The sequence below is a fragment of the Marinobacter sp. 1-3A genome, assembly GCF_016597775.1.
Lineage (GTDB): Bacteria > Pseudomonadota > Gammaproteobacteria > Pseudomonadales > Oleiphilaceae > Marinobacter > Marinobacter xiaoshiensis.
In genome coordinates this window covers 498,350-520,394 of the sequence record NZ_VCGZ01000001.1, presented here as the reverse complement: position 1 = coordinate 520,394, position 22,045 = coordinate 498,350, and the positions used below count along the sequence as shown (strand labels likewise).

Below are 22,045 nucleotides of genomic sequence, written 5' to 3'. Positions count from 1 at the left end.
TGCTGTGGGGGGTGGGGAGCCGGTGAGGCGGCTATTCTAACGCCGCTAGGTGTCAGTGTCATGGCGGTAAGTCTAAGAGGTTCGTGCCAGTTCGTATTTGCCGTTAGCCTGTTTAAGTTGGATAATGCCCGACCTGAATTATTCCACGTGTGAAACAGGGGTCCCTACCGTGAGCCACGAACAGACGAACCAGTGCCTATCCAACTGGATGGACAGAGAATCCAAAGCGGAGGCCATGATTCCGCTGATCGGTCGCCTTTACCGTAAGAACAACGTTGTTACCTCGGTATATGGTCGTGCCATTATCAATCAGTCGGTTATTGATATTATCCGCGCCCACAGATATGTGCGTCAGGTAGAAAACAACGAACTATCTGTAAACGATACCTTGCCGATCCTGCAGATAATGGATCAGATGGAGCTTGGGCGTGCCCACATTGATATTGGCAAGCTGGCTGTAAAGTTCAAAGAGCAGGGTGGTGATCTGGCCGCATTTCTGCAAAATGAAATTGGATCAGTGGCTGGTCAGTATTCTGCGCAATCTGAAGAAGACGCCAGTAATGGCACCAAAGATGTTGTGCTTTATGGCTTCGGCCGTATTGGTCGTCTGCTTGCCCGCATCTTGATTGAAAAAGCGGGTGGCGGAAACAACCTTCGTTTACGTGCCATTGTGGTTCGTCAGGGTGGAGCCGAGAACGATCTTGAAAAGCGCGCCAGTCTTCTGCGTCGTGATTCCGTTCACGGCCCCTTCAACGGCACCATTCGTGTTGATGAAGAACAGTCTGCGCTGATCGCCAACGGCAACTTCATCAAAGTTATTTACTCAAACGGTCCAGATCAGGTCGATTACACTCAGCATGGCATCAAAAATGCCATCGTTGTGGATAACACCGGTATTTGGCGCGATGAAGAAGGTCTTGGCTTGCACCTGAAGTCCAAGGGCGTTAGCCGCGTAATTCTGACGGCGCCGGGCAAAGGCGACATCAAGAATATCGTTTATGGCATCAACAACGACTGGATCACTGACGACGACAAGATCCTGTCGGCAGCCTCTTGTACCACTAATGCCATCACGCCAGTACTGAAGGCGATTTACGACGAATACGGCATTGAAGATGGTCACGTTGAGACTGTGCACTCCTACACCAACGACCAGAACCTGATTGATAACTACCACAAAGGCAGTCGCCGTGGCCGTAGTGCTGCGCTAAACATGGTAATTACCGAGACAGGCGCCGCAAAAGCAGTTTCCAAGGCTCTTCCTGAGCTGAAAGGCAAGCTCACAGGCAATGCTATTCGTGTACCTACACCGAACGTTTCCATGGCGATTTTGAACCTCAATCTCAAGAAAGAGGTTGATGTGGAAACTGTGAACGATTACCTGCGCGAGATGGCTTTGCACTCAGAGCTGCAGAAACAGATCGATTTTGTGAACTCTCCGGAAGTGGTCTCAACCGACTTTGTTGGCTCCAGACATGCTGGCATTGTTGATGCCCAAGCCACGATTGCCGGGGGTAAACGCTTGATTCTGTACGTTTGGTACGACAACGAATTTGGCTACAGTGCCCAGGTGATTCGTGTGGTTAACCAGATGGCTGGTATTGACTACCCCATCTTTCCAAAGCGCTCACGCGACTAATGGAAAGCGCCTGAGTTGGCGTAGGTAGTTCCATAAGCCCGGCGCCGAAAGTCGCCGGGTTTTTTTGTAAGCGGTTGCCGGTTGTTGCAGGTTTACAATCCTGTACAAAGCCGTTCTCGTTTCAGGTGGAAATAGCTTGCCTTAAACTCTATAATTGGCGCGAATTTGGGTATGTCTGGCTCCCTGTTTCTCAACTTTTTCTGGGCCGCTGGTGTCAGGCAATACGAATCCACAAAATAGTTTCTGATGATTGGATGAGGCTAATGATTAAGATCAAAAAAGGCCTGGATCTTCCCATCAGCGGCGCTCCCGAACAGACCATTACAGACGGTAAGCCAGTTCGCCATGTGGCGTTAATTGGTTACGACTATATCGGCATGAAGCCGACGATGGCTGTTAAAGAAGGAGATCGTGTCAAGCGCGGTACGCTGCTGTTCACGGACAAGAAGACCGAAGGCGTTCGTTATACATCACCCGCTGCAGGTGTGGTGAAAGAAATCAATCGCGGTGAGCGGCGAGTGTTCCAGTCAATGGTCATCGAGATCGATGGCGACGAAGCTGAGGCATTTGCCAGCTACAAAGCTGCGGACCTGGCGGGTCTTGAGCGTCAGCAGGTGGTCGATAATCTGGTTGAGTCCGGATTGTGGGCAGCTCTGAAAACACGCCCTTACAGCAAAGTACCAGCGATCGATTCCGCTCCCCATTCTATTTTTGTCTCCGTTATGGACACCAACCCGCTGGCAGCAGATCCCACTGTGGTGATCGCTGAAAATGCGGCAGCCTTCGAAAACGGTTTGACCATTCTGGCTCGGCTGACTTCAGGCAAAGTGTTTGTGACTGGCCGGCCTGGTTCCAATGTGTCGGTACCCAAATCAGACCAGATCGACGTTCAGCAATTCGACGGCATACACCCCGCTGGCAACGTTGGCACTCATATTCACCACCTTGATCCGGTTTCTGCCACCAAGTCTGTCTGGGCAGTTAATTACCAGGATGTGATCGACATCGGGCTGCTGTTTACTACGGGTGAATTGAATGTCAGTCGCGTAGTCGCACTGGGTGGCCCCAAAGCTCTGAAGCCGCGTTTGGTTCGCACCCGTGTGGGCGCAAGCCTGGCGGAGCTTCTCGATGGCGAAATACCCACCGATTGTGAAGTTCGCGCGATTTCCGGTTCTGTATTCGGCGGGCGCCGTGGAGACGGTCCTGTTGCCTATCTTGGTCGCTTCGCGAATCAGGTGTCCCTGCTCGAAGAAGGCCGCAAGCGGCACTTCCTTGGCTGGCTGACACCTGGCGCTAACAAGTTCTCGGTTCTGAATATCTACCTGTCCAAGTTTATGGGTGGCAAGAAGCTTGATTTCACAACCACTACTAACGGTAGTGAGCGTGCCATGGTTCCCGTGGGTTCCTACGAGAGGGTGATGCCCCTGGATATTCTGCCAACTCAGCTGCTGCGTGCGCTGATTGTGGGCGATACCGAAATGGCTCAGAAGCTCGGCGCTCTGGAATTGGAAGAAGAAGATCTGGCGCTGTGCACCTTTGTGTGCCCGGGTAAATATGAATACGGTCCGATTCTCCGCGAGAATCTGACCCGAATCGAAATCGAGGGCTAACACAATGTCTATCCGACAGTTTCTCGATGGAATCGAGCATCACTTTGAACAGGGTGGCAAGTACGAGCGCTGGTATGCTCTGTACGAAGCAGCCGATACTATTTTCTACACGCCCAGCTCGGTAACGGGCACAACCTCTCACGTGCGCGATGGTGTAGACCTGAAGCGCATAATGATTACTGTGTGGCTGTGCGCCTTCCCGGCGATGTTCTTCGGTATGTGGAACATTGGCTTCCAGGCCAACAACTTCCTGGCTTCCAATCCGGATGCCTTGATCGCCGACGGCGGGCTGCGTACTGCCTTCATTCAGGCTCTTGCGGTAACCGGAGCAGGTGCCGGCATTTGGGATAACTTCGTATATGGAATGGCCTACTTCATTCCGGTTTACGCGGTAACCTTTATTGTTGGCGGTTTCTGGGAAGTGCTGTTTGCTACCGTGCGTCGTCACGAAGTAAACGAAGGCTTCTTTGTAACCTCTATCCTGTTTGCACTGATTTGCCCACCATCCATTCCTCTTTGGCAGGTGGCTTTGGGCATTACCTTCGGTGTAGTCATCGGTAAGGAAGTGTTTGGCGGTACTGGTAAAAACTTCCTGAACCCCGCACTGACCGGTCGTGCCTTCCTGTACTTTGCCTATCCTGCGCAAATCTCTGGCGACACCGTGTGGACTGCCGTTGATGGTTTCAGTGGCGCGACTGCACTGAGCTGGGCTGCAAGTGGTGGCCTGGAAGCTCTGGAAGCAAACATTGGCTGGATGAATGCCTTCGTTGGCAACATTCAGGGCTCAATGGGTGAAACGTCTACCATCGCCGTGATGATTGGTGGATTGGCACTTGTTGCGATGCGCATTGCAAGCTACCGCATTGTGGGTGGTGTGTTGATTGGCATGATCGGCACAGCTGTCCTCATGAACGTAATCGGCTCCGAAACCAACCCAATGTTCTCGGTTCCAGCTCACTGGCACCTGGTAATGGGTGGCTTTGCCTTCGGCATGATGTTTATGGCAACCGACCCTGTTTCAGCTGCCATGACCAATACCGGCCGCTGGTGCTTCGGTATTCTCGTAGGTGTGATGACCATTCTGATTCGGGTTGTTAACCCGGCGTTCCCGGAAGGCATCATGCTGGCGATACTGTTCGCCAACCTTTTCGCGCCGCTGATGGATCACTACGTGGTTCAGGCAAACGTTAAACGGAGGCTCGCTCGTGGCTAAGCCTAAAGAAACTGTCTCCAGAACGCTGTTTGTCGCTCTGGTACTGAGTATCGTGTTCTCCGTAGTGGTATCAACCGCTGCGGTAATGCTTCGCCCGGCCCAGATCAAGAACCAGAATCTGGACATCAAGACCAATATTCTGGCGGCGGCGGGTATGCTGCCAAGTGGAGCAAGCGCTGATGAAATCGAAAGCGTTTTCTCCCGGTTTGATGTGCGCCTGGTAGATCTGGATACCGGTGACTATGTAGAGCCGTCTTTCGTGGATGTGAATGATCCAATGAAATACGACATGTACAAAGCCGCTTCAGACCCAAAGATGTCAACCAGGATCCCGTCGTCTGAAGACAAGGCTGGCATCAAGCGTCGCCCTAACATTGCCAAGGTTTACACCTTGAGCGAAAACGGGGAAATGAAGCGAGTGGTATTGCCGATTCACGGCTATGGCCTCTGGTCTACACTGTATGGCTTCGTGTCTCTTGAAGGTGATCTGAACACCATCGAAGGCCTTGGCTTCTATGCCCACGCAGAAACACCTGGTTTGGGCGGTGAAGTGGATAATCCACGCTGGAAATCCCAGTGGGTTGGCAAAGAGCTTTACGGTGACGATAAAACCGAGCCCCAGATCCGCCTGATAAAGGGTGGCGTTGGCGCCAACACTGCCGATAAAGAGCACAAAGTTGATGCGCTTTCCGGTGCAACATTGACCAGTCGCGGCGTTGAACACTTGGTCAACTACTGGATGGGTGACCGGGGTTACGCACCGTTCCTCAAGAAACTTCGTGAAGGGGAGGCCTGATCATGTCTGAAATGACCGCCAAACAGGTTCTTTTCGAACCAATATTCAGTAATAACCCGATCGGGCTGCAGATTCTTGGTATCTGTTCTGCACTTGCTGTAACCACCAGCATGAACGTCACCATTGTTATGTGCTTGTCGGTTATTGCTGTTACTGCATTTTCCAACCTGGCAGTATCGCTGGTTCGTACTCAGATACCAGGCAGCATCCGGATCATCGTGCAGATGACCATTATCGCTTCTCTGGTTATCGTGGTTGACCAGATACTGAAGGCATATGCTTACGAAATCAGTAAGCAGCTGTCGGTATTCGTTGGTCTGATCATTACCAACTGTATCGTTATGGGTCGTGCCGAAGGCTTCGCCATGAAAAATGGCCCCTGGTTGAGTTTCCTCGACGGTGTGGGCAACGGTATGGGCTACTCGATCATGCTGCTGTTTGTGGCATTTTTCCGTGAATTGCTGGGTGCAGGTTCGCTCTTTGGTGTAACTCTGCTGACGCCGGTTAACGAAGGCGGCTGGTACATCACCAACGGACTGCTTCTGTTGCCCCCAAGCGCCTTCTTCATTATCGGCCTGGCTATCTGGGGACTGCGTGCCTGGATGCCTGAGCAAGTTGAAGAAGAGGACTACAAAATGTCCCGCCACACCCATAAGGAGGCCTTCTGATGGAGCACTATATCAGTCTGCTTCTCAAAGCAATTTTCATTGAGAACATGGCGCTCGCATTCTTCCTGGGTATGTGCACATTCCTTGCCATTTCCAAGAAGATTGAAGCGGCTACAGGCCTTGGCATTGCCGTTGTGGTGGTTCTCACGCTGACCGTGCCGGTCAACAACCTGATCTACAACAACATCCTTCGTGAGGGCGCACTGTCCTGGGCTGGGCTGCCTGATGTGGATCTGAGCTTCCTTGGGTTGATCACCTATATCGGTGTTATCGCGGCCATTGTTCAGATCATGGAAATGATACTGGATAAATACATACCGGCACTTTACTCCGCACTGGGTGTGTTTCTTCCATTGATTACAGTTAACTGCGCCATCATGGGTGCGGCACTGTTCATGGTTGAGCGTGATTACACCTTCGGTGAGAGTGTGGTCTATGGCTTTGGCGCTGGCGTGGGCTGGGCTTTGGCCATCGTTGCTCTGGCAGGTATCCGTGAAAAGCTGAAGTACAGTGACGTTCCGGACGGGCTCCGTGGCCTTGGCATCACCTTCATTACTGTTGGTTTGATGTCCCTTGGCTTTATGTCCTTCTCAGGGATTTCCCTGTAATTCACCCGGTGATTCGGTTTAACGAAAAGGCGAGACCATGTATACAGAAATAATACTCGGCGTGGTCATGTTCACCGTTATCGTTCTGGCGCTTGTGGCGATCATCCTCGCGGCAAGATCCAAACTGGTAAGCACCGGTGAAGTGACCATCGAAATCAATGACGACCCGGAACACACCGTGAAAACGGAAGCCGGCGACAAGCTGCTGGGCACCTTGGCGGGCAGTGGGATTTTCCTGTCGTCTGCTTGTGGCGGCGGCGGTACCTGTGCGCAGTGCAAGTGTAAGGTTCTTGAAGGTGGCGGCGCCATGCTGGCCACCGAAAAGACCCACTTCACTAACCGTGAAGAGAAAGAAGGCTGGCGCTTGTCTTGTCAGGTTCCGGTTAAGCAGGATATGAAGATTGAGGTGCCCGAGGAGTTCTTCGGCGTCAAGAAGTGGGAGTGTGAGGTTGTCTCCAACCATAACGTTGCCACCTTTATTAAAGAGCTGGTACTCAAATTGCCAGAAGGCGAGGAAGTTGACTTCCGTGCCGGTGGTTACGTTCAGCTGGAATGTGCCCCGTACGAAATCGACTTCAAGGAGTTTGATATCGAGAAGGAGTTCCATGGCGATTGGGACAAGCACGATATCTGGCGCTACAAGGCCATCAACAAGGAAGAGACAGTTCGCGCCTACTCCATGGCGAACTACCCGGAAGAGAAGGGCGTTCTCAAGTTCAATATCCGTATTGCCACGCCGCCTCCTGGAACTGATCACTTGCCGGGCATAATGTCCAGTTATGTGTTCAACCTGAAGCCGGGTGACAAGGTTACGGTAATGGGACCGTTTGGTGAGTTCTTTGCCAAGAAGACCGAAGCCGAGATGGTGTTCGTTGGTGGTGGTGCTGGTATGGCCCCCATGCGTTCCCATATTTTTGACCAGCTAAAGCGCTTGAACTCCAAGCGTAAGATCAGCTTCTGGTACGGCGCCCGTAGTGTTCGCGAGATGTTCTACGTAGAAGACTTCGACATGCTTGCCAAAGAGAACGATAACTTCGAGTGGCACGTTGCTCTTTCCGACGCACAGCCCGAGGACAACTGGGAAGGCCCAACGGGCTTCATCCACAACGTACTCTACGAAAACTATCTGAAGGACCATCCTGCTCCTGAAGACTGTGAGTACTACATGTGTGGGCCCCCAATGATGAACGCATCTGTAATCAAGTTGCTGAAGGATATGGGTGTTGAAGAAGAAAACATCATGCTGGATGACTTCGGAGGTTAAACCTTTCACATGACATCCAGTATCTTTGAACCCGCCCGGGCGGCCTTTGCCAGCATCTTTTTGATGCTGGTATTGGTGGCCCTGGCGGGTTGCTCGTTTCAGCAGGATGAAGAAATCTGGGAGATCTCAGGGCCTGTGTTTGGCACCAGCTACCACATTAGTGTGGTTTTGCCGGAGGATCACCAGCGGCTTGAAGCATTGGCACAAGGCATTGAAGAAGCGCTCGACGGAGTTGATGCGTCCATGTCGACCTGGAGGGACGACTCGGAGTTGTCAAAGCTGAACCGCCTTGAAGATCAATCGGACTGGGTCCCGGTATCCGATCCGCTTTTTGAAGTGCTGTCCCGTTCGGCAGAGATTTCTCGCCTGACGGAGGGTGCCTTCGATATCACCATCGGGCCAGTGGTCAACCTGTGGGGCTTTGGGCCCGATGCCCGGCCTGTAGAGATCCCGTCTGATGAAGATCTCGCGCAAGCTCTGGCATTAACCGGATTTGAGAATCTCTCTTTGCAGTCCGATCCGCCTGCTGTAAAGGCCTCATCACCGCAATATATCGACCTGTCGGCTATCGCTAAAGGCTATGGCGTAGACGTAGTGGCCCGTTACCTTGATCGTGAAGGTATTCAGGCCTATCTCGTAGAAATAGGCGGTGAAGTGCGCACTCAGGGGCAAAAGCCTGATGGCAGTGTATGGCGACTTGCCATCGAGCAGCCTGCAGAAGGTGAGGAGCATAGGGTAAACCGTATTGTTACACTGCCTTCCAAGGCGATGGCCACGTCTGGAGACTATCGTAACTATTACGAATCGGAAGGGCGTCGTTTATCCCATACAATAGATCCCGAAACTGGTCAGCCAATTGCACATAATCTGGCTTCTGTCACGGTGATTGCAGAAGACAGCATGACGGCAGATGCGCTGGCCACCGGTTTCACAGTGATGGGGTATGAGCGGGCGAGTGCGCTTGCAACGCGGGAGAACATTCCTGCCTATTTTATTATCCGGACAGAAAACGGGTTCGAGTCGCATCAGACTCCAGCGTTTTCGTCCTACGTTACGCAGTAACGGGAGGGCAACATGGGTACTTTTCTTTTGGTTTTAATGATTGTGGTTTTGCTGGTTGCCGGCATGTCTGTTGGTGTCATTTTCGGGCGCAAGCCAATCAGTGGCACCTGTGGCGGTATTGGCGCGCTTGGCATCAGTTCATCCTGTGACATCTGCGGTGGTAACACTCAGAAGTGCGAGGAAGAAAACCAGCGTGTGGCCACTGAAGCCCTAGCGGCGGAGGATCTGGCTTACGATGCCTCAAAAGCGGGCCGGAAGCAGTAATCGCTGACAGATTCGAATAATTACAACTACTTTTCACGACGTAGATAAGGAGTCACTGCGCGCATGGCAGAACATCATTACGACGTCGTCGTTATCGGTGCTGGGCCTTCAGGGGAAGGTGCGGCAATGAACGCGACGAAGCATGGCAAGCGTGTTGCTATCGTTGAAGACAAGCCCACAGTGGGAGGCAACTGCACCCATTGGGGCACGATTCCTTCCAAGGCGTTGCGTCACTCGGTCAAGCAGATTATTACCTTCAACACCAACCAGATGTTCCGGGACATCGGAGAGCCTCGCTGGTTCTCGTTTCCCCGGGTACTGCAAAGTGCACAGAAGGTTATAGGCAAACAGGTAAAGCTCAGAACCCAGTTCTATTCCCGTAACCGGGTGGACCTGATTAATGGGCGGGCGTCGTTTCTGGACAAGAACCGGCTGGAAGTTCGGGGTAACAAGTCGGTTGAAACCCTGCATTTCAAGCAGGTTGTTATCGCAACCGGCTCACGCCCGTACTTGCCGCCTGATTTGGACTTCCGCCATCATCGGATTTACAACTCGGACACCATCCTCAATCTTTCCCATACACCGCGCACGCTGATTATTTATGGCGCTGGTGTTATTGGCTCTGAATACGCATCTATTTTTGCGGGCCTGGGTGTGAAGGTGGATCTGATTAACCCGGGTAGCCGTTTGCTTTCGTTCCTCGATGACGAAATTTCCGATGCGCTAAGTTATCACCTGCGCAATAACGGCGTGCTGGTGCGCCACAACGAAGAATACGAATCTGTAGATGGTGACGACCACGGTGTGGTTCTCTCCCTGAAATCCGGTAAGAAAATCCGCGCAGATGCGTTTCTCTGGTGCAATGGCCGAAGTGGAAATACCGATAGCCTGGGGCTTGAGAATGTGGGCCTGACACCGAATAGCCGGGGCCAACTGCCTGTGGATGAGCACTATCGCACTGAGGTGGAGAACATTTATGCGGCCGGTGACGTAATTGGCTGGCCTAGCCTGGCAAGTGCCGCTTACGACCAAGGCCGCTCAGCATCTTCTGATATCGTTCAGGATGATTACTTCCGGTTTGTAACCGATGTGCCAACGGGTATTTATACAATTCCTGAAATCAGTTCCGTGGGTAAAACCGAACGGGAGTTGACGGAAGCCAAGGTGCCTTATGAAGTGGGCCAGGCTTTCTTCAAGGATCTTGCCCGTGCGCAGATTACCGGGGAGGCTGTGGGCATGCTGAAAATCCTGTTCCATCGTGAGACCCGGCAAATTCTGGGTATCCACTGCTTTGGGGACCAGGCCGCCGAGATTGTCCACATCGGCCAGGCCATCATGAACCAGGAAGGTGAGGCCAACTCACTGAACTACTTTATCAACACTACCTTTAACTACCCGACCATGGCGGAAGCTTATCGGGTAGCGGCGTTGAATGGCCTGAACCGGATTTTCTGACCGGTTCAGGTTCAGCCGGCGGGTAAGACTAGATTATCCGCCTGCTTGTTTTCATTTCGTTCAGGCAGCGACAGAGTAGAACGTGCGCGGTTATCGAAGAACATGCGCGTGCTTGTAGGATAATCTGTGATAACGCTGTCTATGCCCATAGCTTCAAGCCGAAGCATGTCCTGAATGCTATTCACGGTCCAGCAGGATACGTGCATCCCTTTTCGGCGAGCCGTTTCCACAAGCTGTGGTGAGCACAACTTCCAGTTGATGCACAAGTATTCGCAGCCCAACCTTGCAGCCAGTCCAATTGGCCTGGGGAAACGCCGTTCTGCTACCAGCCCGGTACGAATGCGCTTGTTCCTTCTGCGAATTTCCTTCAAAAACCAGGTGTCTGCCGAGGTAATCGCTGCTGTTTGGTAGAGATCCCGGTGTTGGATGATTTCTGTCAGCCGATTGCAGAGAATGTTCAGCCGGGCGCGGTTGTCTGACTTCACTTCAAGCTGCAGATGCTCAAGGTCCTGAAACTGATCCAGCAGATCTTCCAGGGTCGGGATTCCCGCTGGTGAGGGCCATGGACTCGTGTTGTTGCGGGCGTCCATTGCGGCAAGTTCAGCAGCGGTATACTTGGCAACCTCGCCTTTCTGGTTAGTGGTGCGGTCGACTGTCAGGTCGTGCACCAGCACCGGCTTGCCATCTTTTGAAAGCACCAGGTCCAGCTCAAAATGCCTGACACCCTGCCGGTAGGCGTGCCTGAATCCGGGCAGGGTGTTTTCAGGGGCTTCACCTTTAGCTCCTCGGTGTCCGTAGACAATCATTCCGCTGTTTCACCTTTCAAACGTTGGTAAATGGCCTGGCGCTTTTTCCAGGTGTCGTGGCACAGGTGGATGTCTTCCAGGTAGGCCGGGAGTTCGCTCATCAGCAGCGCCTGGGGCCCGTCTACAAGTGCTTTCTCGGGTTTCGGGTGGAAGTCCACCAGTACCATGTTGGCCCCTGCAATCACGCCTTGGGCTGTTGCGTGCATGACATCGAGTATGCCGTCCGGAGATTTTTCCCGGGTGCCCACAGAATGGGATGGGTCTACACACACTGGCATGCGTGTGAGCCGCTTGACCGCGGGTACGTGGGCAAAATCCACCATGTTACGGTGCGGCTGGCCAGCTTCGGTTTTCATACCGCGCAAACAGAAAATAACGTTTGCGTTGCCTTCACTGGCCAGATATTCCGCCGCGTTCAGAGATTCGTTCAGGGTAATGCCGAATCCGCGCTTGAGCAGAACCGGGTAGGTGCTCTGCCGGCCAATGGCTTTCAGCAACTCGAAGTTCTGGGTATTCCGGGTGCCTACCTGAAGCATGACGCCTGTCGGCCGCCCAAGTTTCTCAAGGCAGGTGTCAATTTCTTCGATGTGGCTTTCATGGGTGATTTCCATGGCGACCACTTTGATGCCGTGTTTGCCGGCTTTTTCAAACACCCAGGGTAGACAGCCCTTGCCATGCCCCTGGAACGAGTAGGGGTTGGTGCGGGGCTTGTAGGCACCCATGCGGGTGCACACCTGGCCATTTTCTTCCAGAGCTTTCAGCATCATTTCAACATGCTCTGGTATATCGACCGCACATAATCCAGCGAAAATATTGAGGTTCGACTGGTTGAAGTCGACACCGTTGTAGCTGAAACCTGTTTGCCGGTTATCGTCCCGGTGGCGGCCAAGAATCCGGTAATCCTCGGAAATGCGGATAGCACGCTCGACAGCCGGTAGAGCTTCGATATCTTCTTTATCCAGTGTCTTGGTGTCGCCCAGCAGGTAGATTTCGGTCAGCCGTTGGCTGACGCCCTGAATCTCATGCACCCGCACCGTCACGCCTGGCAGGTGTTCCAGGTATTGCATTGTCTGCCGGTAGGCGTCGCTATCCAGAGGCGTGTTGGGGTGAAGTATGGCTAGCATGCTGTCTCCTAAGTGGTCTTCAGACTAAGAGCGTGCGCTCTCAGCCTTGTGCCGTGCCTGCATGAATTCCCGGTGATTAAGATGCAGCAAGTCAGCGATACGGCGAATAAGGTGTTCTTCGTACTTGTCGATGCGATCATCAGCAAGCGCGACATGCCAGATGTTTTCCAGCAACGCTTGTTTGGCATCCTGGTCCAGCGCCTCGTTAATCTGGCCGGTAAACTCGTAAAGTGACGTGGCATCGTCTGCTTGACTCAGGGCCGTGTCCAGAATGTCTTTCGCTTCTTCCGGGGTTAGCTGATGAGCTTTTATGGCACAATCGATGATCGTCTGCAGTTCTCGCTCATCCTGCTCACTATCCACTCGTGATAGCTGAACCATCAAAGCGGTTGCGGCGATCGCCAGTTGGTGTTCCTCGGCTTTATGATGCTCCGTTTCAGGTGCATTAAACAGCTTTTTAAGGCTTTCAATCATAGTCTGGCACAGTTATTTGGGTGTTATTGGAATGCGTTGAAATTGCACAGGGTTCAGGCCGCTTTAGAGGCCAACTGACGAACCCGGTTTTCCAATTCAATCTGGTCAAGGGTAAAGCGACGAATGCCGTCTGCCAGCTTTTCGGTGGCCATGGCATCTTCGTTCGACTCCCAGCGGAATCGCTTTTCATCCAGAACCCCGAAACCATCTGTTGAAGAGGCGCCAGCGGCTGAAAGCTTGCGTTCCAAGCAGCCATTGTCGTCTTTCAGCTCCTGCAGCAGTGCGGGGCTGATAGTGAGTCGGTCGCAGCCAGCGAGCATTTCGATCTCACCGATATTTCGGAAACTGGCACCCATAACGACGGTGCTGTAACCATTTGCCTTGTAGTAATTATAGATCCGAGCGACCGAGAGTACGCCAGGGTCTTCGGCAGCAGGGAAGTGGTCGCGACCACTGTTGGCAAGGTGCCAGTCGAGGATGCGGCCCACAAATGGTGATATCAGGAAGGCACCAGCTTGCGCACAGGCGGCGGCCTGAACAAACGAGAACAGCAACGTAAGATTGCAGCGAATTCCTTCCTGCTCAAGTATCTCCGCGGCGCGGATCCCTTCCCAAGTAGCAGCAATCTTGATCAGAACGCGGCTGGTATCTACACCTTGCTGATCATAAAGTTCTACCAGCCGACGAGCCCGCTTGAGCGTGGCTTCGGTGTCAAAAGACAAGCGCGCATCAACTTCTGTGGAAACCACACCCGGTATCAAACTGAGGATTTCCTGGCCGGCCAGAACGGCGAGCATATCCGTTGCCAGAGTCAATTGCTCAGCATCGGAGCCGCCCTGCCTGCGGGCCATGGTAACGGCCTTCTCAAGCATGGGGCGATATGCCTCGGAGGCTGCAGCCTTCAGTAATAGCGAGGGGTTTGTGGTGGCATCCTCGGGGCGCCATTTGGCAATGGCTTCAATGTCGCCAGTATCTGCCACTACAGTGGTCATGGTTTTCAGTTGGTCTAGCTTGTTGGTCATTCGTAACGTCGTCCCGATTGATTTTGTTATCAGCACATCCAAATCCCGGATGCGGGTAGTGCTTCTACAATAACGGGCTGTAAAGACAGGAACAAGACAGCAAAAGGTAAGGTTTCGGTAATCAATGTCTAAAGATGTGATCAGGCGCGTGTCGCGGCGTCCGCTTGCAGGGGCTGTTGTGGCTCAGGAACCTTCTCCAGCGCCGTTTGAATCACTTCCAGGCCAGCTCCAGGCTTATGGGCGTTTTCGCTGATGTACCGGCGGAACTGCCGGCCACCGGGCACGCCATGAAACAGACCCAGAAAATGCCGGGATATGTGGCCAAGAAACACGCCGCGCTCCAGCTCACTCTCAATAAACGGGTACATGGTTCTGAGCGCATCGTGGCGCGAGATGGCAGGAGGAGTGGCACCAAAGAACTCGGCATCTACACCGGCCAGAAGCCAAGGGTTGTGGTAAGCCTCCCGGCCCAGCATTACACCGTCTGTGCGTTTGAGGTGTTCATGGCACTCTTCGAAGGTTTTGATGCCGCCATTGATGATGATCTCAAGATGCGGATACTTTTCTTTCAGGCGGTATGCCCAGTCGTATTTCAGCGGCGGAACATCCCGGTTTTCCTTAGGGCTGAGCCCTTCAAGAATCGCGATGCGGGCATGAACTATAAAAGTGCGGCACCCGGCAGCGGAGACCTTATCTACGAACTCACAAAGGTCCTCCCAGGATTCACGGCCGTTAATGCCGATACGGTGCTTTACCGTAACCGGGAGGCGGGTTGCTTCAATCATCGCCCGAACGGCTTCTGCCACTTTATCGGGATGACCCATCAGACAGGCGCCAATCATGTTGTTCTGAACCCGATCGCTGGGGCAGCCAACGTTCAGGTTTACTTCACTGAAGCCAAACTGCTCAGCAAGCCGCGCGCAATGTGCCAGCTCACCCGCATTGCTACCACCAAGTTGCAGCGCTAAAGGGTATTCTGAAGGATCGTGACGCAGAAAGCGCTCAGTATCCCCATGAATCAGCGCACCAGTGGTCACCATTTCTGTATAGAGCAGGGTGTGCCGGCTAAGTAGGCGAGCAAGATAGCGATAATGGGATGTGGTCCAATCCATCATCGGCGCGACGCAAAAGCGGCGGGATGGCTCTAGCACCGGGCTGTCAGGTATTTTTGGGGTGTGTTTTAACGGGCAATTAGGAATCATTGTTCACTCAAGACTGGGCGCTTTTGGTCGCAGTTCGAAGGCGGGCTTCTGGGTTGAAGATTCCGATCGAAGCGACCACTTTAGCGGACAATTCTATCAGGAAAATGATGTGCTTGGTTTATTGGGAGTTGCTGTCTCAATTCCCCCGGCAGCTCCCGCAAGGCCATAGCGTTCTGTCTACACTCATTCCACTCGCGCCGCAAATGTCTGCAATCCCCGTTGCAGAAACAGCAGGGCGTCCTTGGCTGTTTCTTTTGGCAGTTCCTCCATGGGGATATGCCCTGCTGTTGGGTATACGATCAGCTTCGCATTGGGGATATCTGCCATCCACCTGTCTGCAAGCTCCAGCGGAACCCAGGCGTCGTCTTCACCCCACATCAATAGGGTTTCTGCGGCGATACGGTTAAACGGTGGGGGATCGAAATTTTCAGCTCGGGCTTCGATCATTTTCAAGGTTTTAACGTACAGAGGTTTTGCGCCCGGGCGCAGGTTCATGTGCACGTAGCGCATGTAGTCCTCTTGCCTCACACGGCTAGAGTCGCCATAGACCCATGCAACGTTGAGCGCCACCATCCATGCTGGCTGAATGTAGTTACCAACAAACGCGACCGGAGGAAATGTGCCAACGCCCAGTATCCAAGGCGTGTCCTGAGGGTATCCGAATGGGTCCAGGAGGATCAGCTTGTCGACCCGGCCAGGGTTTTGTGCAGCATATCGCGCGGCAATGTAGCCGCCTAGCGAGTTCCCGGCGAGGGAGACGCTTCTCAAGTTTAACTTGTTCACGAATTTCTCAAAGGCGGCGAGCGCATGTTCTTCGTCGAAATCATTCAGTTCGGGTGGCCCCCCAGTCAGGCCAAAGCCCGGCATGTCCAACGCTATCACGCGGTGAGTTTTGGAGAGTTCGTCGATCCATGCATCCCAGGTTTGCAAAGATGAAAAGATACCGTGCATCAGAATAATGGTATTGCCTTGACCACGGTCCTGATAATGAATGTTGTAGCCATTCACCTTTACGAATTTCGAGTATTCGTTGGTATATCGTTTTTCCAGATCCTCCATGTCCATGCTGACCAACCCACCCCAGTGACTGAGGGTAGGCGCTGCCTTCATGGATGCGCCTATGGCTGAGCAGCCTGAAAAAGTAACAGCAAGAAACAACAGAACGAATAATGAAAAGAGGCGAGAGCTTTTGTAGTTAGGTGTGCGCATGGGGTCTTCCAGCTTTATTGGATCTTTAAGCTAGAGTCGCAGTAACCTGAGGTTAAACCATTGACGTAATTGACCGGAGCTTTGGGGTAATTTGTGTCACGTTATTCTACTTAATTGATTTTAAAAACAATTGCCCGTTAGGTTTTGTGGGCGGGCCTGCCCAGCCTGTGAGCTGGGTCACAACAGGTGGTCGGGAATGCGTTTTACCCAGGCGCTACTCTGAAAGTAGATTGCAGAGTTCCGATACTGTCATGCGCAGTTCCAGCCGATCGACGGGTTTGGATAGGTATGCGGTGAAGCGCTCGGAGTCATTTTCTTCTGGCCGTGGATTACTATTCTGGGTGCCTGATAGCAACACTACAGGCACGCTTGGCCAGTGGGAGCGTGAAGCATGGAGCACGTCTGCGCCAGAAGCACCTGGTAGGCGGTAGTCAGTATAATGACCGATGGTATATCGCCAGGGCTGGCGGCAGCTTCTATAAATGCTTCTGCCGTAGGGAAGATCGCGACTTCGAATCCCATATCCGAAAACTCCTCGTCCAGTAATGATCGGATTGCTTGAGAGTCCTCCACAATCCAGGCTACCTGGCCCTGTGCATCAAATTTTGGCAATAAATCGTTTACCGCTGCAAGGGATGACACTGCTAGCTGCTCATCGCCAGCGATATAGGGAATGGTGCAGGTGGCTGTGGTTCCTTTCTCTGGCTCACTTTCCAGTTCAAGAGTGCCGCCAAGTTTTTCTGTGAGCTCAAAGCAGATGGCCAGGCCAAGGCCTGCACCGGGGTTGCTCTCGGAGCTTTGGTAAAAAGGGGTATAGATCTTGTTGAGATCCTCGGCTGGTATTCCTTTGCCAGTGTCGCTTACGCGGAAGATCAATAACTGTTCTTGGTCCGATGTGTCCGCAACCGCAACTGATAGTGAAAAGCTGCCGTCGCTGGTGTATTTCGCGGCATTATCCAGAAGGTTCAGCAAAATACGCTGCAACTGCTTGCTACTGCAGCGAACCACAGTTGGAAGGTCAGTTTCGATTTTAAGCTGAAAACGGTTATTTTGTTTGCTGGCGATTATGTGGGAGTGATTAACCAGGTTGTCGATAAAGGCTATCAGGTAAATGTCTTGCAGTTCGTTGTCGTCTACCGTGATGTCATGGGCATAATCAACCAGGCCGTCGATCAGGTCTTTCATATACAGCCCGCGGTCCTGTATGACCTGAGTTGCCTTCTCGGCACTGACAGCACCCGCCGCCTGGAGCTGGGCATAACCCAAGATGGCGGTTAAGGGAGACCTTAAATCGTGGGTGACCTGCCCCAGGAAGTTCACCTTGGCTGTGCTGGCTTTGCGAGCCGTTTCCAGTGCGATGTTCAAATCTTCGGTGCGATCTTTAACGGCTTGCTCGAGCGCCTGCCGGTGTTTCAATTGTTGGGCGCTTAGTGTCTTTGCGGCCGTTTCAAGCAGCTGCTTTTGCTGCCAGCTATAGGTGAGTATCAGTGCCAGTGCAACCGCTATTTCGACATAAATTCGGAAGGCAACGAAGGCTGAAGTGTAGTAAAAGTTGAAGGTGTAACCCAGCAGGAGGAATGAGGAAACCAGCCAGTAGATTGCCAGCAAAAATAGAAGGGTAGATTGCCCAGTGCGTTGTATACGGCGGGCTGGGGCGATCATGAATAGCCAACTTATTGCATAGGTGCCGGTTACAATAATCCCCAGGTTCCGGATGCTGGCACCATCAAGTACAAAGGTGAGGATCGCAATGGCAAACACGGGGAGGGCGCTGAGCATCAGGTAAGCGCGCCAACTCCGGTGCTCGTATAATCCGAGTAAGAATACTGAAGTTGTCAGGAACAGTTGTTCTGTGAGTATCCAGGTAGTTACTCTCAGGTTGGTTGAGTAGCCTTCGAGAAAACTCAGCAGGTAATTACTGAAAAAACCATCCTTCTCAGTCTCAAAGATGAATGCAACCAGCAGCCATGCGCCGGCAACCAGCAAGCTGACATTGAACTGCAGTGCTAAAACCACGAGTAAGGTGAGAATGCCCGCAAAAAGCGCAACCTGAAATACACGGTTGCTATTGATGGCCTGGGAGTAGGATACGGGTTCCCAGTTTTTCACGCTTATCGAGGGGAGGCTGTCGCTGGAGATTTTCAGGAACAGTTGCTGGGTTTCTCCTGCGTTGAGCTGCACCGGGATAATGGTTTTCCCATTTGCAACGTCTCGCTCCTGTAGAGGAACAGCCAATCCTGTGGTTTTCTGCCGCAGGACTTCCCCGGTGGTCGGGTTGAGGTAATAGGCATCTACCTGCTGCATGCGCCAGGGCTCCAGCACCAGCCAGCGAACCAGTGCTTGATCGCTGCTGTTGTACAGAGAAGCTGTTAACCAGATTGTGCTGTGTTTGCGTGGGGAAGCCAGAGTGCCTTTTTCTGGATGAACCCAGTCGGTGAATTCCTGCGCCTGGTTGAGGTTTTGAACATCGCTGCTCCCGGGAATTGCCAGCATCGCACCTATAAGCTCTTGGCTATTTGCAGCACTTGCCAGATCTATAGCCGGGCCTTGGTTGGGTGCGGCGATCGCCATTGCTGCAGATGGTAGAGCCCAAAATAACGAGGCGACAATTGCAGTGAATACGTTTATCCAGTGGTTATAGTTCAAAAAATATCGCCCCTGAAATCAGCTGTGCTGCTGTCGAAATTCTCTGGGGGTTAGCCCGAATCGGTCTTTGAATGCAGTGGCAAAATTACCGCTGTCAGCAAAACCTACCTGGAGTGAAATGTTTTGCACAGTAAGGTGTGTGTTGCAGCAAGCCTCGCGCCTCTTTCATCCGCTCTTCCCGAAGGTACCCGTATACCGTTACGCCCGCACAGGCCTTGAACGCAGTGTTCAGGTGTTTGCTGTTGGTTCCTGTCAGCTTTTCCAACTCTTCCATTGTGGGTGTTGAGCACAGTGATTTCAGCAGGTGAGTGCGCGTTGAGTGGAATACAATGAGGTCCCGATTACTGGCTGAAGCCGGCTCAGGTTTTTGCGCTTCCTCTTTGGCCTGTACCGCGGGTTTATGCCGGAGATGTATGGCCAGCCGCAGTTTCACTTCATTAAAATCAAAAGGCTTGTTGATGTAGTCTACCGCGCCGGCAAGTAGCCCTCTGACACGATGCTCGGGCGAGGTCATGCCGGAGATAAAAATAACCGGTATTTCACGCGTTCTAGGGTCTTGGGTGATTATTTTGCAGGCGTCATGGCCGTTGCAGCGCGGCATCTCTGAGTCCATCAGGATCAGGTCGGGCTGCAGGGCGCGGGCTTTCTCGATGCCTTCAAGGCCATCTTGCGCATAAGAAATCTGGCAGTTGTGCCGTTGAAGGTAGGCGGACAGAAGCATGTGGGCCGCTTCTTCATCGTCAACAATCAAAATGCGCCTGTTTTCCAGCGTCTCCATCTCTATCCTTTTGAGTTGTTGCAGCCCGGCTTCCCGGGGTCGCCTTGGCGCTGTATGTGCCTGCTTATCCGCCACTTCATACAGTATGTAATGTGCGGCGGTGGCAATCAACCGGCGAAACGCGGGCGAAAGTATGGGGTGAACGCCTCTGTTTCGGCGTATGGGCAGAAAAAAAATACCTTTGGGCACAGATTTTGACCGCCTTTCACAAGCTCCCGCTTTTTAAGGAGTTATGCTAGTCTGAAACAGATTCTAATAACTCGTTGCTTTGGGTTGCGCAGTGTAAGGCTCAGATGTGCTCGGATCCCCATTTGTACTCGTGCCCAGCGAGCATCTGCTCACCGCCCTGTAAAGCCAGCGTAATGATCACGCCCGTTTCAGGCCCTGGTCTGTAATGGTTGCCTTGAGGATATTATGGCTAGAACACCCTCTCTCGCAAAATTAGCACTTGCAGTTTCTTTGAGTTATTCCGCAGCCCTTGCTGCATCAACAATGCCACACGACGACTTGTTGAGTGTTGTGAAGGAAACGCTGGAAACCAATCCAGAAGTACAGATTCGCCTTAATGCATTTCAGGCATCGACCCACGACCAGCGTGAAGCCTTCGGTGGCTATTTGCCTTCGCTTGATCTGGGCGCTTCTGTTGGTATGGGCGACCGTGACTTTGATGGCCGTGGCAGCTATAGCCGCAATTATGCCGAAGTATCGCTCACCCAAATGCTGTTTGACGGATTTCGGGTGCGCAATGCCGTTGCCAGAGCCGAGCACAGTAGTAGGGCGCGCTACTACGAACTTCTGGATGAAGCTGAAACCAAGGCGCTTGAGGCCAGTGAGGTTTATCTGAGTGTGCTTCGGCACCGGGAGCTGGTTGCTCTGGCGCAGAAAAATGTAGCCAATCATCAGCGGGTGCAACGCCATGTCAGTGATCGTGCCTCCCAGGGTGTAAGTAACCGTGCCGACCTGCAACAGATTGATGGGCGCTTGTCTCTTGCCCGCTCTAATTTGATGACAGAAATTGCCAACTTGCAAAGCGTTACTGCTCGCTTTCAGCGTTTGGTAGGTCGCTTTCCTGCCGAGGAGTTAAGTCCTTTTGAAGTGCAGCCACAGGTGGTGCCAGAGGAGTTGTGGCAGGTTCTTACAACGGTATACGCCAACAACCCTGCGTTGTTTGCTGCCTTTGAGGAGATTCAGGCATCCGAGGCTTTCTATGGCGAGGCTAGATCTGGCCGATACCCTACACTAGAGCTGGGTGCCCGCCACGGTGTCTACAAGAACAACAACAGTTTCGACAGGCGCACAGACCCGGACACCTACGGTGGCGACACGGTGATCGAATTGCGTGCGCGCTACAACCTCTATCGTGGTGGCAGTGATCGCGCGGCTGAGCGTGCGGCGGACAGGCGCATAAGCCAGGCAGAGAGCATGCGGGATAAAACCTGTGTCGATTTGCGCCAGACAGCAACCATTGCACATGGCGATGTGCTTAATCTTCAGGTGAAGCTGGACTCACTGGAAGAACACCGTGAGAAAGCAGAAGGGGTGCTTGGCGCCTATCGCGAGCAGTTCGACATAGGCCGCCGCTCTTTGCTGGATGTGCTTGATTCTGAGAACGAGTTCTTCCAGGCCGAACGCGCCTATATCAATGGCTCCTATGATCTGGAAATCAATCGCCTGCAAACCCTGCACAGCATGGGGCGCCTGCTCACCACTTTGAATGTAAACAGTACAGAACTGCCCGACCTGGGTGATATTAATCGCTCGGTGAATCCGGGCTCCAGCCGTTACTGCACGCTTCCGGGTGAAGACGACAGAAGTTTTGACCGTTTCCTGAAAACAGCAGATACCGAAGAAATTCTTAACTTTGGCAGTGACACTCTATTTGATATTGGCAGCGCTGAGTTCAAGCCCGAAGCTATGGCCCGCCTGCAACAGTTTGCGCGGCGCTTGCTGGAGCGTGACACGGTGAAATCCATCAACATTGTTGGTCATACCGACAGTACCGGTAGCGATGCGCTTAACCGTGAATTGTCGTTGGCACGCGCGATTGCTGTGCGTGATGCGTTGATCGATAGCGGTATTGACGACACGGTAATGCTGGTTTCGGGCGCAGGGTCTTACCAGCCCAATGCAACTAATGACACGGCTGAGGGCAGGGCACTGAATCGCCGTGTTGAGGTGCGCGTTACTCACACAAGAAGGTGAATT

At 52.8% G+C, this 22,045-nt stretch carries 20 protein-coding genes; 11 read left to right on the top strand and 9 right to left on the bottom strand.

Annotated features, from left to right (window positions below; all coding sequences use genetic code 11):
- Positions 1-169: 169 nt before the first annotated feature.
- The 10 genes from FE848_RS02320 to sthA all read left to right on the top strand — a co-directional run bounded on the left by FE848_RS02320 (position 170) and on the right by sthA (position 10,579).
- On the top strand, positions 170-1,639 hold the full coding sequence (locus tag FE848_RS02320) for a glyceraldehyde-3-phosphate dehydrogenase (RefSeq protein ID WP_200201108.1): 1,470 nt from the start codon (positions 170-172) through the stop codon (positions 1,637-1,639).
- Positions 1,640-1,902: 263 nt separating this feature from the next.
- Positions 1,903-3,249: a Na(+)-translocating NADH-quinone reductase subunit A gene (locus tag FE848_RS02315; RefSeq protein ID WP_200201107.1), complete on the top strand. Its 1,347-nt coding sequence runs from the start codon at positions 1,903-1,905 to the stop codon at positions 3,247-3,249.
- Between the two features lie 4 nt (positions 3,250-3,253).
- Positions 3,254-4,462 carry an NADH:ubiquinone reductase (Na(+)-transporting) subunit B gene (locus FE848_RS02310; RefSeq protein ID WP_200201106.1) on the top strand — a complete coding sequence of 403 codons (1,209 nt, stop codon included), beginning with the start codon at positions 3,254-3,256 and terminating at the stop codon, positions 4,460-4,462.
- On the top strand, positions 4,455-5,258 hold the full coding sequence (locus tag FE848_RS02305; protein ID WP_200201105.1) for a Na(+)-translocating NADH-quinone reductase subunit C: 804 nt from the start codon (positions 4,455-4,457) through the stop codon (positions 5,256-5,258). The genes FE848_RS02310 and FE848_RS02305 overlap by 8 nt, the downstream gene beginning before the upstream one ends.
- Before the next feature lie 2 nt (positions 5,259-5,260).
- Positions 5,261-5,926, top strand: coding sequence for an NADH:ubiquinone reductase (Na(+)-transporting) subunit D (locus tag FE848_RS02300; protein ID WP_200201104.1), 666 nt, complete (start codon positions 5,261-5,263; stop codon positions 5,924-5,926).
- On the top strand, positions 5,926-6,534 hold the full coding sequence (nqrE, locus tag FE848_RS02295; protein WP_200201103.1) for an NADH:ubiquinone reductase (Na(+)-transporting) subunit E: 609 nt from the start codon (positions 5,926-5,928) through the stop codon (positions 6,532-6,534). Before FE848_RS02300 ends, nqrE begins: the two co-directional genes overlap by 1 nt.
- 37 nt (positions 6,535-6,571) lie before the next feature.
- Positions 6,572-7,798 (top strand): NADH:ubiquinone reductase (Na(+)-transporting) subunit F, encoded by a 1,227-nt coding sequence (gene nqrF / locus FE848_RS02290; protein WP_200201102.1) that lies wholly within the window; start codon positions 6,572-6,574, stop codon positions 7,796-7,798.
- A 9-nt stretch (positions 7,799-7,807) separates the two neighbouring features.
- Positions 7,808-8,860 carry an FAD:protein FMN transferase gene (locus FE848_RS02285; RefSeq protein ID WP_200201101.1) on the top strand — a complete coding sequence of 351 codons (1,053 nt, stop codon included), beginning with the start codon at positions 7,808-7,810 and terminating at the stop codon, positions 8,858-8,860.
- A gap of 12 nt (positions 8,861-8,872) precedes the next feature.
- Positions 8,873-9,124 (top strand): (Na+)-NQR maturation NqrM, encoded by a 252-nt coding sequence (gene nqrM / locus FE848_RS02280; RefSeq protein WP_200201100.1) that lies wholly within the window; start codon positions 8,873-8,875, stop codon positions 9,122-9,124.
- 63 nt (positions 9,125-9,187) lie between these two features.
- Positions 9,188-10,579 (top strand): Si-specific NAD(P)(+) transhydrogenase, encoded by a 1,392-nt coding sequence (sthA, locus tag FE848_RS02275; RefSeq protein ID WP_200201099.1) that lies wholly within the window; start codon positions 9,188-9,190, stop codon positions 10,577-10,579.
- Positions 10,580-10,590: 11 nt separating this feature from the next.
- Here sthA and FE848_RS02270 read toward each other — a convergent pair whose 3' ends face one another.
- The 9 genes from FE848_RS02270 to FE848_RS02230 form a co-directional block, all read right to left on the bottom strand.
- Positions 10,591-11,385, bottom strand: coding sequence for a glycerophosphodiester phosphodiesterase (locus FE848_RS02270; RefSeq protein WP_200201098.1), 795 nt, complete (start codon positions 11,383-11,385; stop codon positions 10,591-10,593).
- Positions 11,382-12,509 (bottom strand): 3-deoxy-7-phosphoheptulonate synthase, encoded by a 1,128-nt coding sequence (locus FE848_RS02265; RefSeq protein WP_200201097.1) that lies wholly within the window; start codon positions 12,507-12,509, stop codon positions 11,382-11,384. Before FE848_RS02265 ends, FE848_RS02270 begins: the two co-directional genes overlap by 4 nt.
- A gap of 24 nt (positions 12,510-12,533) precedes the next feature.
- Entirely contained in the window at positions 12,534-12,983 is a 450-nt protein-coding gene (locus FE848_RS02260; protein WP_200201096.1) for a TerB family tellurite resistance protein, read from the bottom strand.
- A gap of 53 nt (positions 12,984-13,036) precedes the next feature.
- Entirely contained in the window at positions 13,037-14,005 is a 969-nt protein-coding gene (gene tal, locus FE848_RS02255) for a transaldolase (protein WP_200201095.1), read from the bottom strand.
- Positions 14,006-14,145: 140 nt separating this feature from the next.
- On the bottom strand, positions 14,146-15,207 hold the full coding sequence (gene dusA / locus FE848_RS02250) for a tRNA dihydrouridine(20/20a) synthase DusA (protein ID WP_200201094.1): 1,062 nt from the start codon (positions 15,205-15,207) through the stop codon (positions 14,146-14,148).
- A gap of 183 nt (positions 15,208-15,390) precedes the next feature.
- On the bottom strand, positions 15,391-16,416 hold the full coding sequence (locus FE848_RS02245; RefSeq protein WP_200201093.1) for an alpha/beta fold hydrolase: 1,026 nt from the start codon (positions 16,414-16,416) through the stop codon (positions 15,391-15,393).
- Positions 16,417-16,773: 357 nt separating this feature from the next.
- Positions 16,774-19,062: an ATP-binding protein gene (locus FE848_RS02240; RefSeq protein WP_200201092.1), complete on the bottom strand. Its 2,289-nt coding sequence runs from the start codon at positions 19,060-19,062 to the stop codon at positions 16,774-16,776.
- An 18-nt stretch (positions 19,063-19,080) separates the two neighbouring features.
- Positions 19,081-19,191, bottom strand: a complete 111-nt coding sequence (locus FE848_RS18990) for a helix-turn-helix domain-containing protein (protein ID WP_200201091.1) — start codon at positions 19,189-19,191, stop codon at positions 19,081-19,083.
- The gene (locus FE848_RS02230; RefSeq protein WP_200201090.1) at positions 19,157-20,029 is read right to left on the bottom strand and encodes a response regulator; all 873 of its coding nucleotides are present in this window, start codon (positions 20,027-20,029) and stop codon (positions 19,157-19,159) included. Before FE848_RS02230 ends, FE848_RS18990 begins: the two co-directional genes overlap by 35 nt.
- A gap of 225 nt (positions 20,030-20,254) precedes the next feature.
- On the opposite strand from FE848_RS02230, the gene FE848_RS02225 reads away from it, so the two are divergent.
- Positions 20,255-22,042: a TolC family outer membrane protein gene (locus FE848_RS02225; protein WP_200201089.1), complete on the top strand. Its 1,788-nt coding sequence runs from the start codon at positions 20,255-20,257 to the stop codon at positions 22,040-22,042.
- Positions 22,043-22,045: the final 3 nt, after the last annotated feature.